Origin of the sequence: Mesorhizobium sp. M0778, from assembly GCF_040320105.1 — a bacterium.
Lineage (GTDB): Bacteria > Pseudomonadota > Alphaproteobacteria > Rhizobiales > Rhizobiaceae > Mesorhizobium.
Map to the genome: position 1 here is coordinate 216,918 of NZ_JAMYPA010000009.1, position 16,398 is coordinate 233,315.

The 16,398-nt window shown below is 60.8% G+C and carries 16 protein-coding genes; 1 reads left to right on the top strand and 15 read right to left on the bottom strand.

Annotated features, from left to right (window positions below):
* Positions 1-84: 84 nt before the first annotated feature.
* From NKI22_RS15675 to nifS, 15 genes are all read right to left on the bottom strand, one after another.
* Positions 85-1,980 carry an ABC transporter ATP-binding protein gene (locus tag NKI22_RS15675; RefSeq protein WP_352937923.1) on the bottom strand — a complete coding sequence of 632 codons (1,896 nt, stop codon included), beginning with the start codon at positions 1,978-1,980 and terminating at the stop codon, positions 85-87.
* A complete protein-coding gene (locus tag NKI22_RS15680; RefSeq protein WP_352705418.1) occupies positions 1,980-3,848 on the bottom strand; it encodes an ABC transporter ATP-binding protein in 1,869 nt (622 codons plus the stop codon). The genes NKI22_RS15675 and NKI22_RS15680 overlap by 1 nt, the downstream gene beginning before the upstream one ends.
* Before the next feature lie 73 nt (positions 3,849-3,921).
* Complete coding sequence (locus NKI22_RS15685) at positions 3,922-4,827, bottom strand: SIR2 family NAD-dependent protein deacylase (protein ID WP_352705420.1); 906 nt, start codon at positions 4,825-4,827, stop codon at positions 3,922-3,924.
* Between the two features lie 38 nt (positions 4,828-4,865).
* Complete coding sequence (gene nifT, locus NKI22_RS15690; RefSeq protein WP_352705422.1) at positions 4,866-5,078, bottom strand: putative nitrogen fixation protein NifT; 213 nt, start codon at positions 5,076-5,078, stop codon at positions 4,866-4,868.
* Complete coding sequence (locus NKI22_RS15695; protein WP_352491475.1) at positions 5,075-5,395, bottom strand: nitrogen fixation protein NifZ; 321 nt, start codon at positions 5,393-5,395, stop codon at positions 5,075-5,077. The genes nifT and NKI22_RS15695 overlap by 4 nt, the downstream gene beginning before the upstream one ends.
* Positions 5,396-5,494: 99 nt before the next feature.
* Positions 5,495-5,689, bottom strand: coding sequence for a 4Fe-4S dicluster domain-containing protein (locus tag NKI22_RS15700; protein WP_023678248.1), 195 nt, complete (start codon positions 5,687-5,689; stop codon positions 5,495-5,497).
* A gap of 32 nt (positions 5,690-5,721) precedes the next feature.
* A complete protein-coding gene (gene nifB, locus NKI22_RS15705; RefSeq protein WP_352705465.1) occupies positions 5,722-7,200 on the bottom strand; it encodes a nitrogenase cofactor biosynthesis protein NifB in 1,479 nt (492 codons plus the stop codon).
* Positions 7,201-7,437: 237 nt separating this feature from the next.
* Positions 7,438-9,201, bottom strand: coding sequence for a nif-specific transcriptional activator NifA (gene nifA / locus NKI22_RS15710; RefSeq protein ID WP_352715615.1), 1,764 nt, complete (start codon positions 9,199-9,201; stop codon positions 7,438-7,440).
* 176 nt (positions 9,202-9,377) lie between these two features.
* A complete protein-coding gene (locus tag NKI22_RS15715) occupies positions 9,378-9,677 on the bottom strand; it encodes a ferredoxin family protein (protein WP_023678245.1) in 300 nt (99 codons plus the stop codon).
* Positions 9,678-9,688: 11 nt separating this feature from the next.
* Positions 9,689-10,996: an FAD-binding protein gene (locus NKI22_RS15720; RefSeq protein WP_352705467.1), complete on the bottom strand. Its 1,308-nt coding sequence runs from the start codon at positions 10,994-10,996 to the stop codon at positions 9,689-9,691.
* A gap of 9 nt (positions 10,997-11,005) precedes the next feature.
* Positions 11,006-12,115 (bottom strand): electron transfer flavoprotein subunit alpha/FixB family protein, encoded by a 1,110-nt coding sequence (locus NKI22_RS15725; protein ID WP_352705426.1) that lies wholly within the window; start codon positions 12,113-12,115, stop codon positions 11,006-11,008.
* Between the two features lie 18 nt (positions 12,116-12,133).
* Positions 12,134-12,985, bottom strand: coding sequence for an electron transfer flavoprotein subunit beta/FixA family protein (locus NKI22_RS15730; protein WP_352705428.1), 852 nt, complete (start codon positions 12,983-12,985; stop codon positions 12,134-12,136).
* Positions 12,986-13,171: 186 nt separating this feature from the next.
* Complete coding sequence (gene nifW, locus NKI22_RS15735) at positions 13,172-13,552, bottom strand: nitrogenase stabilizing/protective protein NifW (RefSeq protein WP_352715618.1); 381 nt, start codon at positions 13,550-13,552, stop codon at positions 13,172-13,174.
* Positions 13,549-14,757, bottom strand: a complete 1,209-nt coding sequence (nifV, locus tag NKI22_RS15740; RefSeq protein ID WP_352715621.1) for a homocitrate synthase — start codon at positions 14,755-14,757, stop codon at positions 13,549-13,551. Before nifV ends, nifW begins: the two co-directional genes overlap by 4 nt.
* Positions 14,754-15,971 carry a cysteine desulfurase NifS gene (gene nifS, locus NKI22_RS15745; RefSeq protein WP_352705434.1) on the bottom strand — a complete coding sequence of 406 codons (1,218 nt, stop codon included), beginning with the start codon at positions 15,969-15,971 and terminating at the stop codon, positions 14,754-14,756. The genes nifV and nifS overlap by 4 nt, the downstream gene beginning before the upstream one ends.
* Between nifS and NKI22_RS15750 the strand changes: the two genes are divergently transcribed.
* On the top strand, positions 15,970-16,362 hold the full coding sequence (locus NKI22_RS15750; RefSeq protein WP_352705436.1) for a hypothetical protein: 393 nt from the start codon (positions 15,970-15,972) through the stop codon (positions 16,360-16,362). The two genes, nifS and NKI22_RS15750, sit on opposite strands and share 2 nt — an antisense overlap.
* Positions 16,363-16,398: the final 36 nt, after the last annotated feature.

Genomic DNA, 16,398 nt, shown 5'->3' on the forward strand with positions numbered 1-16,398 from the left:
GCTGCCTGCTTCCTCGTCTTCGGCGGCCTGAGTGTCCGCCGGCACGCCCGAAGTCAATGCCAGTACCACAAGGCCGCCAAGACGTCAGGTCTCGGAGCCGGCTTGTACGGTCGTATCGTGTTCGGGAATATCGTCGAAGGAGGCGTAGTTGAGATTGTAGAGTTTGGAATACAGGCCCCCCACGGCTATTAGCTGATCGTGGTTGCCAGTCGCAACAACTTGGCCATTCTGAAGCACGATGATGCGGTCGGCACCCCGGATCGTGGCAAGACGGTGGGCGATGACGAGGCCAGTGCGCCCTTCAAGCAGCTTTATCAGAGCCTTCTGAATCTGCATTTCCGTGTAGCTGTCGATGTTGGCGGTAGCTTCGTCGAGCACGAGGATCTTGGCGTCGGCGACGAGGGCGCGGGCGAAACTGATAAGCTGGCGCTGTCCGAGAGATAAGTTGTCGCCGCGTTCGCCAAGTTGGGTCTCATACCCGTCGGCGAGGCTCATGATGAAGTCGTGGGCGCCGACCGCCTTGGCCGCCTCGATCACCTTGTCGCGCGTGGCCTCTGTCTTGTGGTATCGAATGTTCTCGAAGACCGTCCCGGTGAACAGGAACGGCTCCTGCAGCACCATGGCGACCTGGCGGCCGAGCGATTCCTGGGTGAGATCGCGCACATCATGTCCGCCGACCAGCACTTGGCCCTGCTGAACATCATAGAAGCGGTGGACCAGGGCCATCGCACTCGATTTGCCAGAACCGCTCGGCCCGACCAGTGCGACCGTCTCGCCGGGATTGACCCGGAAGGAAACATTTTTCAGCACCGAACGGTTCGGATTGTAGCCGAAGGTGACGTCCCTGAACTCGACCGAGCCGTCCATTTCGGGCGAAAGCACCTCGGCATTGGGTTTGTCCTGAACATCGATCTTGACGTCGAGCACATCGGTCAGGCGCTTGCCTGAGGCCATGGCGCGCTGCATGACCGAATATTGCAGGGAGAGTGAGCGGATCGGGTCAAAGAAGCGCTGGATGTAAAATAGGAAGGCAACCAATATGCCCACATCTATGCGGCCATTCATGACCATCGAGCCGCCGACCACAATAACGGCGGCCATGGCGAGGCCGGTGAGGCCATCGACGATAGGCACCATGACCAGTGCATATTTGGCAGCGATCAGGTGGGTCCTGAGGTTGGCATGGGCCTTGTCGTCAAAAAGAATGGAATTCACCTGCTGGCGGTCCATGGACTGGACGGTGCGCACGCCGTGAATGGCTTCGGCCAGCGCGCCGTTGACCACGGAATTAGTCTCGTGTGCAGCCATGAAGGCGTCGCGGGCACGCGGCAGCCAGACAATGCGGACGATCACCAGGACCGGCAGGCCCGAGAGCGTCAGGAGGCCGAGGCGGAAGTCGAGCCACAGCATTACGAAAACGATGCCGAAGAGAAGCGCAACATCGCCTACGGAATATACCGAGGTTTCGAGGAATTCCTGTATGGAGTTGACGTCGCCTTGCAGGCGCGACATCAGGCGTCCGACCTCGGTCTTGTCCATGAAGGAGAGCGAAACCTTCTGCAGATGGCCGAACATGGCGCGGCGGATGTCGAACAGGACAGTTTCGGCCACTTTCCCAACCACCGTCTCCTGTATGTAGCCGGCGGTGAAATTGACCAAAATCGCCAAAACGAACGCGCCGACGGCCGCAAGCTGGGCTGAGCGATCGGTCCTTGCCGGGTTCATGCCCTGGTCGATCGCGGAGCGGATGATCAACGGGACGAGAAGCTGCGTCCCGGTGAAGATCAGCATTGCGGCAATCGTGATGACTACCCTGGCACGATAGGGACGGACGAAGGCCCAGATGCGCCGGAGGATGCTCTTGTCGAAAGCCCGGCCGAACATCTCCTCCTCGATACGGTGCGAGCCGACAACCGCGCGCGGAGGGCGTCTGCCGTCGTCACGTTCGGCTTCGAGTTCGCCGGCGCGGCCCTGGGCCATCAGCGGGCACCCCCATACTGGGTCATGATGTCATCACCCGGGCGCGTCTGGAGATCGTAAAGGGCCCTGTAGCGTCCCCGCTTCGCCAAAAGCTCTTGATGCGTCCCGCGTTCTACTATTTCGCCCTTATCGACAAAAAGGATCTGGTCGGCGTGCATAAGCGCACTCAGCCGGTGCGCGATGATGATCGTCACCCGATCCTTGGCGAAGCGCCGCATCGCCGCGCGGATGCGCTGCTCGGTGCCGGCATCGATCGCGGCCGTTGAGTCGTCGAAAACGACGACGGAGGGGCGCAGCATCATGGTGCGAGCAATCGTGAGACGCTGGCGCTGGCCGCCAGAGAGAGAGACGCCGCGTTCGCCCACGACCGTCTCGTAGCCTGCTGGGAGCCCGAGTACGTAGTTGTGGAGCTGGGCGAATTCGCCAGCGCGTTCTATTCGCTCTCTCTTCGCCCAGGGATCGCCATAAGCGATGTTGTTCTCGATCGTGGTGGTGAATAGGAATGCATCCTGCTGTACGACGGCGACCGCCTTGCGAAGCGTCGCGAGGGTGACATTGCGTATGTCCTGGCCGTCCAGCGTGATGGCGCCACCGGTCACGTCGTAAAAGCGGGGGACCAGATGAGCCATCGTCGATTTGCCGGAACCCGGCGGACCGACGATCGCGATCGTCTCGCCTCTACAGGCCTCAAAGCTGAGGTTCTTCAGAATGGCGCGGTTTTCGGCGCTGGGGTACGCAAACGAGACATTGTGGAAGCGCAGAGTGCCGTCGCTTATCTCAAGCGGTCTGGCCTCGAGAGCATCCCTGATTGTGATCTCCTGATCGAGGAGACCGAAAAGCCGCGAACCGCAGCTAGAAGCGCGGGCAAAGGCATTGACCATGAGGCCGATCTGGCGGACTGGCATTTGCAGGATTGTCATGAAGGTCAGGAAGGTCGCCACCGTTCCGACGCTGATCTCGCCAGCGACGAGCTTGCTGCCACCGATCCAGAGCACCAATCCCATTGCGAAAAAGAAGGACAAGGTCATCGCCGACGTGCTGGGCACGTAAATGTCGACGCGGTCGTTGGCGAGGTCGAGCGCGTTCTTGGAAGCGCCGTCGAACTTCAGCATCTCATAGGCTTGAGCCGCAAAAGCGCGGACCACGCGGATGCCTGCGAGATTTTCCTCCATCACGCGGCTTAGTACCGAAAGCCGCTCATGCAGGTCGAGCCAGGTGGCGCGCAGCCTAAGCTGTGTGGTCGATGAGCGCCAGGCGACAAAAGGCACGAAGCTCAGCGCGACCAGGCCGAGCATGGGATCGGTCGAGATCATCATGTAGGCGCCGATCCCGATCAGCATGGTGAGCAGGACCACGCGAACGAGCGCGGTGGAAAAATACATCCGCACGCCTTGGAGATCGAGCATTCCGATGGTGATCAGATCGCCTGAATGGACCCGGTCGTGAAAGGAAAAGCTGAGACGCTGGATCTTGTCGTAGTAGGCGAGCCGCAGTTCGTACGCGACATGATGCCCGACGGCTTCGGCAAAATAGTTCTGCGCCATCGTGAAAACGCCGCGCAGCGCGCTGACGGCGAGCAGCAGGAGAGCCGGGGCCCAGAGCGCTTGTCCTGCCGCGCTCCCCGCGACACCGCCCCCGATAACTGTCTGGGTCTGGTCGACAGCCCGGCCGAGAAGCTGGGGAATGAGCAACTGGAGGATTGCCGCCATGATCGTCGAGCCCATAGCGAAGGCGACCTGCCAGGGATGCCGCAAATTCAAACACGTGATGCGCAACAGCGTACTCAAATCCCGGCCCCAGCGCGCCGCTTCCACATCGGTCAACGAATTCAGAGCGTTCGTTGCGCTGTCGATAGCATCACTGCTCACGGGTGTATTCCCGACTGCATTTTTCGCCTTCGAGGCAAGCCGAAGGACCAATCATCAAAGGGGCCCGCCATTGTTAATCCTGTCCACCACCTGCAGCAGTGCCCGTTCCTATAAGCCGAGCCGCGGCTTCACTTACTGGCATGTCGATCACCGTGATTCCGCATGCCGCAAAGAAACGCGATTCGTTTCTGGTCAGCGTTTCCGCGTCCATTACCGCGCAATGTGGACCTCGGGAGCGCTTCATGATCTGCCTGGCGTAGGTGCGCAGCATCTGATCGTTGAAGCGGCAGCCAACGAAGAAAAATCCGCGGGTGATGCGGCGTTCCTTCACCACGTCTGGGATCGGTGTCTGGATATCGATTTCGGTCAGGACTTCGACATAGTCGGAATCTGCGACGAGAAAGTTTTGCGCCGGCCTAATACTCCCGTGAGGTGTATAGAGAACCGTCTTTGCCCCCGATCGGGGGTCGAGTTCCCTCCCGGACAAATCGTAGGTTTTCGTCCAAATGTTACCGATTTCGTTCGCCCGCGTGACGCCTTGTATCTCAACGACGTCCGTTCGGCCGGTCTCTACGAGAGCCGTGCGCATCGCGCCGTCGTACCAGCTGTCGACGATGAGGGAGAGCGGCAGCCTTGCGAGCCAGGCGTGGAGGAGGGTAGGCGCCACCGGCGCTGCGAATATGTCGGTCATCCAAGCTTGCAGCGTCCGGCGATGCCGGCGCTGTTCGATGAACTGCGCAACCGACCACATATTGGTGCGGATCCTGGAAGGGGCTGGCGCCCGCGCATTGAGTGCCGCGGCAACGAGCTCCGGCGTATGCGGCACAGGCGGTTCCGCACAGTTGAATTCAAGAAGACCCGGACCGAGATAGGGGATCACCTCATCGGCGGCGAGCGCTTCCTCCGCCAGGTCAAGCAGCTTTTCGGCAAAACTGTCCCGCACGATGACGAGGTGGCCCGATGTCAGGATGGTGTTCATGCTCGTTTCCTCGCGACGCACCTTATCAAGGGGCAGCATCAGTCCTCTTCGGAAACCTTCCTTGCCTGGACGGTGATCGGCAGACGCGTATCCCGTGGAAGATCGGGTAGGAGGAGCCGCCACCCGTTCCTGAGCGTCACAGTTCCGCCCCACAACTCTTCCTTCTCAAGCTTGATGATCGGCTCTTCGAGGTCCTTTTTGGGGACATACGCCGACAAGCCAGCATCGGTCCTGCGGATCATGACTTTCATCTGGCCGTCCCTTCATTGGTATTGTTTTCAGCACTGCAGGGCGCCTCGGCTTTGTCGAGGCTCATCAGTTCACGCGCTCGCATGCCGACGACGGTGCCACGATCGATCCATTCGACCGCATAGATGAAGAACTGCTGGAGAAAGGTGCCAATGTCGCGCACATATCCCTCGTCGCCCTTCCGCACGAGATTTTCGCCGATCTCCCTGCCAGGATAGGTGCCGTCATTCTTTATGTGGCGAGTGGCACGTACCCGCTCTCCCGGCATGAATCGTGGAGGCCTGCGGATTTCGACCTCCTCTTCGCGTCCGAGCGACATGTCCGTTCCCTGATTTCTCTTGAGGCTGCAGATTGTGAACAAAGGCGTTCCAGGTGTCCTGCGAAGGCATCCCCGACCATGTCGGCGGCCCAATGTCCGTCACGCAGGAACGCAGGTCTTCGGCACCGGGCATACCGAGGCACATTGCTGCGCATCGAAGACCCCCTCGCATTCGGTGCACTTTTGCGGCTCGATCACATAGCTCTCGCCTTTGAACTTGATCGCGCCGGAGGGACACTCGAATTCGCAGGCGCCGCATTGGGTGCATTGGGATGCGATGATCTTGAAAGCCATTTTAACTCCTGGTCCGAATGGATGAGACGCGCTCAGGCCGTCGCCGCGAGTGCGGGGGTCCCAGACGCGGCCGCGTAAATCGCGCTGATTGCGGTCTCGAGATAGTCGTGGGCATATGCGTCGGTGGCTTGGATTCCAGCGTCGGCGAGCTGATCCTGCGGGCAGTTTCCGATCTTGGCGCACAGCACGATATCTATGCCTTCAAGCGCTGCGATGACGCCATCGAGGGCGGCTTCTCCGCCCCAGCCGCCGAGGCAATACTGCTCCACCTTCCGATGCCCGACAAAACTGATCCCTCTCGGCGAGGCTTGATAAACCTGGAATTCCTTCGCATGGCCGAAATGTTCATTGACGCGGCCGCCGCCCTTGGTCGCCACCGCGAAGAGAAGGGACTTGCCGGGGCTCGCTGCCTTGACCAATCCGATCGCTTCTCTCCTAGCCGCCACGTGATCACGGCGCTCCTCCGCGACCAGCTCCCGATAGGCCTTGCGATTGCTGGCATCGTAGGTGACCTCGCCGGGAATCCGGTCGACTGTGAATTCCTGGCCACGATCCTCTCCGAGCAGGCCGACGGCATCTGCCCGGCACTGCCGGCAGTGGCGCATCAACTGGGCGCCGCCTTCGACACGATCCTGAAGAGCCTTCATCTCCATTGCGTTTGGGCCGCGTTGCCCGCTCAGTCCGTAGTGCGTGCCGTGCGCCGGGTCCGAAATCAGCGGCATGAGGTTGTGCAGGAACGCGCCTCGCTCCTTGACCCATCTATTCACCTCGATCAGATGCTCATCGTTCACGCCGGGGATCATCACCGAATTGATTTTGGTGAGGATGCCGCGCGCGGTCAGCATCTCCAGACCCAACATCTGGCGCTCGTGCAGGATCCGGGCGGCTTCGATGCCGACGTAGCGGCGATGGTCGTAAAAGATCCAAGGATAGATCTTTGCACCGACCTCAGGGTCGACCATGTTGATGGTGATCGTCACGTGATCGACATTCATGTCGGCAAGCTCATCGACATGGTCCGGCAGCGCGAGCCCATTCGTGGAGATGCAAAACTTGATGTCTGGGATTTCCCTGGCGACTCGTTCGAACGTTGCCTTCGTCTTCTTCCAATCGTAACACGCATCGCCAGGTCCGGCGATGCCGACCACGGAAAGCTGCGGCACCTCGTTGGCGACCGCGATCACCTTGCGTAGCGCCTGGTCGGGCGTCAGCTTTTCGGAGACCACCCCAGGCCGGCTTTCGTTGGCGCAGTTATATTTGCGATTGCAGTAGTTGCACTGGATATTGCAGCCGGGCGCGACCGCGACGTGCATGCGCGCGAAATAGTGATGCGCCTCTTCTGAAAAGCAGGGGTGATCCTTGATCTTCTCCCAGATAGCCGGATCCGTGTCGTCCGGCTTTATCGACGAGCCGCAGGACGAAGACGCGCAGCCACCGGCTTGCACGGTGGCAAGCAACTCGTCATCGAATGTCGTGCTGAGGCTCTCAAGCGAAATTGCCGGTGCGGACATCGAACGGCTCCGTTGCTGGTGAATGTCGCAGTTCAAACCGCAAGAGCTATGCCAGCTCAAAGAGCGGTTTTGGTTCACGAATTGGCTTTCGTGTCGGATTCCGTGGGATTGCTCCGACACACCTTTGTCGGGCTTCCGACAGTGGACAAGCAAATCGGGTCGCGAAGGCTACCAGCCTTGGGCGCGCAGAGTGTGAGGGAGACTACTCCGGGCTTACGTTTGACGTCATCACGACGTCTAGAATTTCTTCACCTCGATACCATGCCGGCGCAGCGCGTAGCCGATTTGCCGCGGCGTGAGGCCGAGGATACGAGCCGCCCTGGCCTGAACCCAACCGGCCTTGTCCATCGCGTCGATCAGCCGGTCGCGTTCCGTCAGACGCGGGGGACAAGCGGGATCGTTCGGATCGCCCGCCGCAAGGGGAGATACCTTGCCTGCGGAGGCACCGATGCGACTGGCCGGCAGCCGCAATCCGACGGGCACTTCGTTGAACCGTGCGAGATCGTCGATGGCATTGCCGCCATTCGAGCGGTCGGCTCGCTTCCAGAGGAGCCAGGAAAGGCACTGGCTCTTCTTACAGGCGAAATCGGATGGCGTGATCGTCCTTGAACGCGCAAGTGTGGCCGTCCTTTGGACGCAGTTCTCCAGCTCGCGGACGTTACCAGGGAAGTAGCATTGCGAGATCAGGTCAAGCGCCGACGGCGCGAAGGCAAGTGCGCGATCGTTCTCCTTGTTGAATCGGTTGAGGAACGCGTTCGCAAGGCGTGGAATATCGCCGGGTCGCTCTCTGAGCGGAGGCAGGATAATTGGCACCACATTGATGCGGTAATAAAGGTCGGCCCTGAACTCCCCTTTTATGACGGCCGTCTCGAGGTCCTTGTTGGTGGCGCATATGAGGCGCACGTCGACCTGTAGCGTTTTGGTGCCGCCGACTCGCTCCAACTCGCCTTCCTGCAAGACACGCAACAGCTTGGCTTGAAAGGCCGGCGAAATCTCGCCGATTTCATCAAGTAGCAGCGTTCCCTCATTTGCCAATTCAAAACGACCGGCGCGCTGGGAGATAGCACCCGTGAAAGCGCCCTTTTCATGCCCAAACAGTTCTGACTCCAGAACGCTTTCAGACAGTGCGGCGCAGTTCAATTTGACGAAAGACCTCTTCCTCCGACGTGAGAGCTTATGGATGGCTTGCGCAAAGAATTCCTTGCCGGTGCCGCTTTCACCCCGCAGAAGCACGGTGGAATTGGTCCCTGCTACGACCGAGACGGTTTCGAGCACCTGCTTGAGTGCGGGGCTTTCCCCGATGATCCCGTCGATTTTGGCATCCGCATGCCGGGCAGGGTCGTAGGTCCTCCCCTCGTTGGGCGATTTCTCCGGTCTCCATTGTTCATGGACAGACCGCTGACGATCTGTACTCAGGGTGCGATGGAGACGGATGGTCCGGCCGACAAGGTTGGCGACCATCGTCAGGAAGTATGTGTCCTCGTCGTCGCGAAAGTCGGTGACGCCGTCTCCGGCGCGGTCGATCGACAATGTCCCAAGGATCTTATGATCAGCCTTTAGCGGGATACCGATAAAGGCAATTGGGATGGTCCCGCTGCTCGAAGACGTTTGAAGGTCAGCCTGAAATAGTTGGGACTTGCGGACGTCCGGTATGAACAGCGGCGTCCCCGTAGCGACGATTTGATCTGTTATGGCCTGTGGTATGACGCGGCGAGTGCCTGATTGAGGTGCGTGGATGTTGCCGGCAGTTGCGGCAATCTCCGGCTCTCCTTCAGCGTCCAGGACGACGATTGCTCCGTGACGCATCTGCAGAAACGAAGGCAGGATGTTCACGACATTGGCGAGCGTAATCTCCAGCTCGGTGGGGGCGGTCAGCACCTTCGATATCTCGTAGAGTCCCCTGAGCGCGATATCTGCTTGGGGCATGCTTTTGATGGGCGGTTCAGGGCGGGTATCCCGAGGTGCTACCTCGTCGACCCGATCTTGCGGTACGTGAGCCATGGAAACACCTCAGGGGTTGTCGTCCAGAGTGCTCCTCCTTTTGTATCTGAATTCTGAAAGCACAGTATTCACGAGCTTCTCTTCGTTGCGAGGCCATTCCAGCAAAGATAGACTTGGCCTTGGTCCCGACCTCAGGTGTACCAAGATTGACCCTGTTGATACGGTGCGTGCCTCGGTCATCCGAATTTGAAGAGGACTCCGAAGCCGCCGCGTGGATAGTTCCACTCGATCTCGCCACTGGTCTCACACAAAATCCGGCAGGTGCCGCACTCCATGCAGCCGTCGGCAGTGATCTCCACTTGACCTTTGTCGTTCAACTCATAACATTTCGCCGGGCAGACGTGGGTCAGCGCGAGCAAGTTCGCGCTTGGCCTCTCGTGCGGTCGCACTTTGATATGCGGACGGCCGGAATCCACCAAGTAGCGGTTCTGGTAAAGCTTGTCCTCGACACGTGACTTCGTCACTGCGATCGTCATTTCATCTCCCCTCAGCGCCACGCCAATGCAAGGCGGACCGCGTCGCTGACCAGCCCCCAGCGCGAGCGCGCCTTGATGAAGGCCGCCGTGGTCGCCTTTTCCTTCTCGATCTTCGGCATGCCGTCGACACGCATGAAGTTCTGCGCGGCTTGCGACATCAACCGCGGATAAGTCGTGAAGTAATTGCAGGAATTGGTGTGGAGCAAGGCCGGCATGTCTTTGTATTTCCTTAGGTCCTTGACCACGAAGGACTTGTCCAGCATGGCTTTGTAAAGGGCGAGATTCCGTTTGGTCATAGGACCGTTGCGGCTCCTGACCTCGATGATTGCCTCAGCCGCGATGCGGCCGGAGGTCATGGCGAGGTTCGAACCCTCGCGGTGAATGGCGTTGTTCAGTTGCGCGGCATCGCCGACCACGACCCAACCGTCGCCAAAGAGCTGCGGAATAGCCTTGTAGCCGCCTTCGGGAATGAGATGCGCGGAATATTCTTTCACTTCCGAGCCGGCGATCAGCGGCCGGATCGAAGGATGGGTTTTTAAGGCGTCGAGGAGGACGTAAGGGCTCTCGACCATCGCCGCGAAATCGGAGACGAGGCAGCCAATGCCCAGTGAGATCGACTCCTTGTTGGTGTAGAGGAAGCCGAGCCCGGCCATGCTGCGGGAGGTCGTGCCCACCGCCTCGATCACGCAGCCTTCATCGCCCTTGAGGCCGAACCGCTCCTCAATGACCTCTTCGGGCAGGAAATGCATTTCCTTCACGGCGAGCGCCACGGTTTGCGGCTTCGGCATCTCGCGCAGGCCGGCCCGCGTGCCAAGCAGCCCGGAAACACCTTCTGCGAGGACGACCACGTCCGCGTAGATGGCTCCGCCGGCCCGGTCTGTGCGGACGCCGATCACCCTGTCCTTGGCGTCACGGATGAGTTCCGTCACGGTCGTCTCGCACAGAACCGTCGCGCCGGCCTCGCGCACCTTACGCGAAAACCATTTATCGAACTGGGCACGAATGATCGTGTAGCGGTTGGGCTTCGCCTCATTGAAGTCGTCCGACCGATAGTGAATCCCGGTATGGGATGTGTCGTCCATCACCCAAAGCCGCTGTTCAACCAAATGCCGCTCGAGAGGCGCATCGTCCCGGAAATCCGGGATGATCTTCTCCAGCATGTTCGCGTACATGATGGCACCCTGGACATTCTTGGAGCCCGGATATTCACCCCGCTCCAGCTGCAGCACCTTCAGGCCGTGGCTGGCCATGGTGTAAGCAGCTGCGTTTCCGGACATGCCGGCCCCAATAACAATGGCGTCGAATTGTTCCTCAATCATGTCCATCCCTTAGCTCGCAAGCTTATCGCGACTGTGGGGCGACAGCCGCCGGGTGAAGGCTTCCGTCAGTGCGGGCAGGAAGCGGATCGCGTCGGTGACGATCCCGAGGTGAGCGAAATCGAAAATCGGCGCGTTCGGGTCGGTGTTGATGGCCACGATGAGATCCGCCCCCTCCACGCCAACCCGATGCTGGACGGCGCCGGAAATCCCGGCCGCTATGTAAAGCTTCGGCCGGATGGTCTTGCCAGTTTGGCCGATCTGCCGATCAGCTGGCATCCAGCCCTTCTGGACCAACGGGCGCGAACAGCCGTGCTCGGCGCCGATTGCTCGCGCGAGATTCTTCACAAGCTGCAGGTTCTCCGCCGCGCCTAGACCGAGGCCTCCCGCAACCACGACGTCGGCATAGGCAAGATTTGCCTTTGCCGACTGACTATCCGGCAGGAAGCCGAGGATTTTGGTAACGATCTCGTCCTCGGCTACCGAGAGCTTGTGCCGGATGACACGCCCGACCGGTTTATCCGCCCGCTGCGGCATGGGCATGACCCTCGGTCGCACTGTCGCCATCTGGGGGCGGAAATTGAGCGTATAGATCGTGCACAACAAGGAACCGCCGAAAGTCGGACGGGTGGCGGCGAGCGAACCGTCGGTATCCACATCGAGTTCGGTGCAGTCGGCCGTGAGCCCTGTCTGCAAGGTCGTCGCCACGGAGCCGGCAAGATCCCTGCCGAGTGTGGTGGCACCGAGAAGAAGGATCTCGGGTTTGTGGGTATCGACCAGATCCGTCATCGCCTTGGTGAAAGGCTCGTTCCTGTAGTCGGCGAGCAGCGGCTCCTCGACGATGTAGACCAGGTCGGCACCATAAGCGAAGGCTTCGGCAACGGCGTTCCCGATGGCCTCCCCCGGCGGTCCAAGCACGACGCCCGCAAGCTGGACCTGAAGCTTGTCTGCTAACATGCGGCCTTCGCCGAGCAGTTCGAATGATACGGGATGGACCTGACCGCGTTCGAGCTCGATGAAAACCCAAACGTGCCGGTAGTCCTTGAAATGCGCGGGCAGCTCCTTCTTTATGCCGGCACGGCCGGCGGCAGGGCGAGGGGTTTCTCGGTTCGCGTTCGACATCGTCTGATCCTTGCCCTCTCACGCGCCGCCGTTGAAGGCGAGCTCATGTTCCAATGCCGGCTGGCGGGTGAAGATTGCCGTGATGAGTTCGTCAGCGACATCGCGCAAAGCCATCTCGGCGGTGTCGATTTTTGCCGCCTTTTCCGCCCGCGCAGGAGGGGCGAAAACGCGCTTGACGACCGTCGGTGAACCGCGCAGGCCGCATTTGGTGAGATCCTCAATGCCGGCGTCGGCCGCACTCCATTTCAAGACCTGGCTGCGCGCGGCGCACAGGGCGTCCTGGATCGAGCCCCGGCGGATCTCGTTTGTGCCTTCCAGCATGGTGATGAGGCAAGGGAGCCTGCTCTTCAGCATCTGTGTGCCGCCTTCGGAGCGGCGCTCGACCTTGATCTCGCGTGCAGCAAGGTCAATAGAGGCGATCTTCGCGACATAGGTCAGTTGCAGGAGTGCGAGGCGCTTGGCGATGCCGGGCCCGACCTGGGCGGTGTCGCCATCGATCGTCTGCTTGCCGGTGAAGACGAGGTCTGGCGTGCCGAACGTCTCGCCAACCTTCGCGATTGCCTGGGAAAGGGCGAACGAGGTCGCCAGCGTGTCGGAGCCGGCAAAATAGCGGTCGGTCAAGAGCACCGCTCGGTCGGCGCCGTAACCGAGCGCCTTGCGCAGCGCGTCCTCTGCCATGGGCGGACCCATAGTGAGCACGGTGACTTCGCCACCGTAGGCGTCGCGCAGTCTGAGGGCTTCTTCGAGGGCGAACAGGTCGTAAGGGTTGATGATAGTCGGAACACCCTGGCGCATGATCGTGTTCGTCACCGGATGGACCCTTATCTGTGCCGAGTCCGGCACCTGCTTGATGCAGATTACGATGTGCATTGGCGGTTTCTCTAGGCTCCTGTCCGGATGCGGGCTTGGCGGTTGTCTCCTTGGTGCGCATCATTCGTGCCAACTGTTTTGCGTGCCCCTATTCCTAGAACTTCGGTTGGTTGCTTCTGAGGGCGCCGTGGTGATGACCGGATTTGTCGGCTTCTCGACATTGTCGCGTCGCAACCCGTGTCGCGGTCATTCCTGTCCGAACCGCTTCAGTACGGAGTCGAACGGGACAAAGGTGCGGCCCGGCGTGGCAGGTTTGTTCGGATCGTGGTCTTTGAGCACCTTGAAGACCCGATGCGTGAGTGGCGAGGAAATCACGAAGTCCTCGTAAGCGCGTTCGAGCGTCGCGCGCACCCGCGCGGCAATCACCTTGTCGGGCAGACCGGAGAAATCTTCTTCGGCAAGGTATTGGCCCACGCGCTTCATGATATGGAGCCGCGAGACATTCAGCACCTTCGGATCATAGGAGACGCCAAGGACTGCGAAGAACTCCTCCGCAGCCGACAGGCGCTTCAGTCGTGCGAGGATGTCGGTGACATCGATGGGGCGGCTGTCAGCGGAACAATTCATTGCATTCTCCCTGGTCGGAAAACTGTGGTGTCGGTGCGCTCGCGCACGGCTGACCTGGACCCGCACAGCTCCGCGAGGGATGCCTCGCTGCACATTCCATCGTAGAGCTCGACCAGTTGAGTTGCAGTGACGGTCGATTTGGTCTCGGCCGCCTCGCGCCGGACGCGGGCCACCATCGCGGCTGCTAGATCCGGGTCGAGATCGCGGCCGCTTTCGCTCAGCACATGGGCAATCGCAGTGGCGCCGGAATGCTTGCCGATGACCATACGCCGGCAGCGGCCCACGAGAGCCGGATCGAGCCCCTGATAAGTACGCGAGTCCTTCAGCAGCCCTGCGACGTGAATGCCGGATTCGTGCGTGAAAACATCGGCGCCGACGACCGGCTTAGTGGCCGCGGTCTGCCGGCGGGCGGCCCAAGCCACCTGGGCAGCGAGGTCGGGCAATGCGGTCAGCTCAATGCCGGTATCCGCGCGGTCGAGGACCGCCATCGCGGCGGCCACCTCTTCCAGCGCGGCATTGCCCGCACGCTCGCCGAGCCCCAGGACGGTGACGGAGCCATGGCGCGCGCCTGCGCGGATCGCGGCCAGCGTGTTGGCGGCAGCAAGTCCGAGATCGTTGTGGGCATGAAGTTCAAGGTCGATTGGAGACTGCGCCACGAGCTGGGCGACAAGTTCGAAGGTCGAAAACGCATCGAGAACGCCGACTGTGTCGGCTAGCCTGACGCGGCTTGCGCCGGCGCGTGCAGCCGTCTCGATGACGCGGGCGAGATGATCCCGATTGGCCCGCGAGGCATCCTCGCAGCCCACCGCGACGAAGAAGCCGGCGGCGGCTGCGCGCCTGACCATATGTTCGATGACCTGGAGCGCTCCCGCCTTATCGAGGCCGAGCTCGGCGGCAAGTTGGATGTCCGACGCAGGCAGCGATAGACTGACGGCGTGGACGCCGCTCTCGATCGCTGCATCGAGATCCAGCGACGTCATCCGGCACCAGGCCATGAGCCGAACCGGGAGACACCGCGCGACCACGGCGCGAATTGTTTCGATCTCGTCGGCGCCCATGACCGGCGTGCCGATCTCGATCTCTGTGACGCCGGCCGCCGCAAGAGACTCGGCGATCTCCAGCTTTTCCGTCGTGGTAAAGGCGACGCCGGGCGCCTGCTCGCCATCGCGCAAGGTCGTATCGTTGAGAAAGACATGACGGGTCATGAACGGTAGCCGGTTCTGCTGCCGCTCAGGCATAGACCGGATTGAACGTCTTCGGAGCTTCGCTTACCCGGCCCAGAACTGGGAAAGCCACGCAGCTTCTCCACGATTGCCGGCATGACCTCGAGCACCCGGTCGACGTCCGCTTCGCCGTTGTCCCGCGCCAAGGAGAAGCGGACTGCCGCGTGTGGCGTTTTCATCGCGCTCAGGACATGGCTCGGTTCCAGAGAGCCGGAGGTGCAGGCAGAGCCGGAGGAACACGCGATGCCCACGCGGCTGAGGAGGAGTGGAATTCCATCACTTTCGATATGTTCGAAGGAGATGTTTGCGGTGTTGGGCAACCGTTCCAGGGGATCTCCAGTGACACAGGTGCTTGGGATGCGCTGGAGAATCCCGTCCTCTAAACGGTCGCGGAGCGACTTTACCCGTGTGGTCTCGTCGTCCATGAATTTCAAGGCGAGTTCGGCCGCCATGCCGAGCCCGACTATGCCGGGCGTATTCTCGGTGCCAGCACGCCGGTTGTGTTCTTGGTGGCCCCCCTTGATCAGCGAGTGGAAATTGACGCCACGTTTTACGAAAAGCGCGCCGATCCCTTTCGGCCCGTGCAGCTTGTGGCCGGAGAGCGACAGCATGTCGATTGCGGTCGACTTCAGGTCCATCGGAAGCTTGCCGACCGCCTGCACAGCATCGGTATGGAAAAGGGCGCCCACTTCCTTGGCCAACTCGGCAAGCCTGGCGACGGGGAAGATCACACCAGTCTCATTGTTCGCCCACATTATCGAGACGATTGCCACCTGTGGGGTGAGGACGGCCATATAGGCGTCGAGGTCGAGCCGGCCACGGCAATCCACCGGGATCCTGTGCACCTTGACGCGGCGGGTCTTCTCAAGATGCGCGCAGAGCGTCAGCACGGCGGGATGCTCGACCGCGGACGTAACGATCTCGGTTCGGTTGGGCGCCGCCTCGAGCGCCGAAAGAAGCGCTGCATTGTCGCTTTCTGTCCCACCCGAGGTGAAGGTGATCTCATCGTCGAACTCCGCCCCGATCAGAGCTTGCAACTGCCTCCGCGCCTTTCTCACCGCCGCACTGACTGAGGCGCCAAGAGCGTGCGCCGACGAAGGGTTGCCGAATTGATCCCTAAAGAACGGCAACATCGCTTGCACGACCTCAGGATCGACCCGTGTGGTTGCGTTGTTGTCGAGGTAGACAGGTTTCATGTGCGATCCTCAGTTGACCGGAATGACGCGAGCGCGCGACCGGCTCATTGAGCCTCTGGCGTATGCCGTTGATGATGATGGGCCCGAACTGGCGGCCGGCGCGGACGCCCGAGAGTTTGACGTAGACCGGATCGGCGTCGGCATGGCCAAGTCCGCAGTCGCCGCCGTCAGCCCGCAGGTAAGGACGCCCGAACACGACAACGTTATCGATAAGCCGAATTTGGCGCAGCGGCGCGATTTGGCCGCCAGCAGCTTGGGTGCCACCAGGAACCGAACTGTTTCGGGAGGCGACGTTCTTTGCATCCTACCTGAAGCGATTGCCGGTCCCAAGATCGGCTTCGACCTTGCCTTGTTCTTGAGGACAGGGACATCTGTTGTGCCGGCCATATAAGCCTCCTCTGCCGCAAATGAGTCCGTCGGCGGCAAT

Coding starts and splice junctions, on each gene's coding strand:
- NKI22_RS15750 (WP_352705436.1), top strand. CDS start 15,970: ATGTGCGATCCTCAGTTGACCGGAATGACGCGAGCGCGCGACCGGCTC.
- nifB (WP_352705465.1), bottom strand. CDS start 7,200: ATGTCCGCACCGGCAATTTCGCTTGAGAGCCTCAGCACGACATTCGAT.
- NKI22_RS15720 (WP_352705467.1), bottom strand. CDS start 10,996: ATGATTGAGGAACAATTCGACGCCATTGTTATTGGGGCCGGCATGTCC.
- NKI22_RS15715 (WP_023678245.1), bottom strand. CDS start 9,677: ATGACGATCGCAGTGACGAAGTCACGTGTCGAGGACAAGCTTTACCAG.
- NKI22_RS15675 (WP_352937923.1), bottom strand. CDS start 1,980: ATGGCCCAGGGCCGCGCCGGCGAACTCGAAGCCGAACGTGACGACGGC.
- NKI22_RS15730 (WP_352705428.1), bottom strand. CDS start 12,985: ATGCACATCGTAATCTGCATCAAGCAGGTGCCGGACTCGGCACAGATA.
- nifV (WP_352715621.1), bottom strand. CDS start 14,757: ATGACCCGTCATGTCTTTCTCAACGATACGACCTTGCGCGATGGCGAG.
- nifA (WP_352715615.1), bottom strand. CDS start 9,201: ATGGCTCACGTACCGCAAGATCGGGTCGACGAGGTAGCACCTCGGGAT.
- nifW (WP_352715618.1), bottom strand. CDS start 13,552: ATGAATTGTTCCGCTGACAGCCGCCCCATCGATGTCACCGACATCCTC.
- NKI22_RS15725 (WP_352705426.1), bottom strand. CDS start 12,115: ATGTCGAACGCGAACCGAGAAACCCCTCGCCCTGCCGCCGGCCGTGCC.
- nifS (WP_352705434.1), bottom strand. CDS start 15,971: ATGAAACCTGTCTACCTCGACAACAACGCAACCACACGGGTCGATCCT.
- NKI22_RS15685 (WP_352705420.1), bottom strand. CDS start 4,827: ATGAACACCATCCTGACATCGGGCCACCTCGTCATCGTGCGGGACAGT.
- NKI22_RS15695 (WP_352491475.1), bottom strand. CDS start 5,395: ATGTCGCTCGGACGCGAAGAGGAGGTCGAAATCCGCAGGCCTCCACGA.
- nifT (WP_352705422.1), bottom strand. CDS start 5,078: ATGAAAGTCATGATCCGCAGGACCGATGCTGGCTTGTCGGCGTATGTC.
- NKI22_RS15700 (WP_023678248.1), bottom strand. CDS start 5,689: ATGGCTTTCAAGATCATCGCATCCCAATGCACCCAATGCGGCGCCTGC.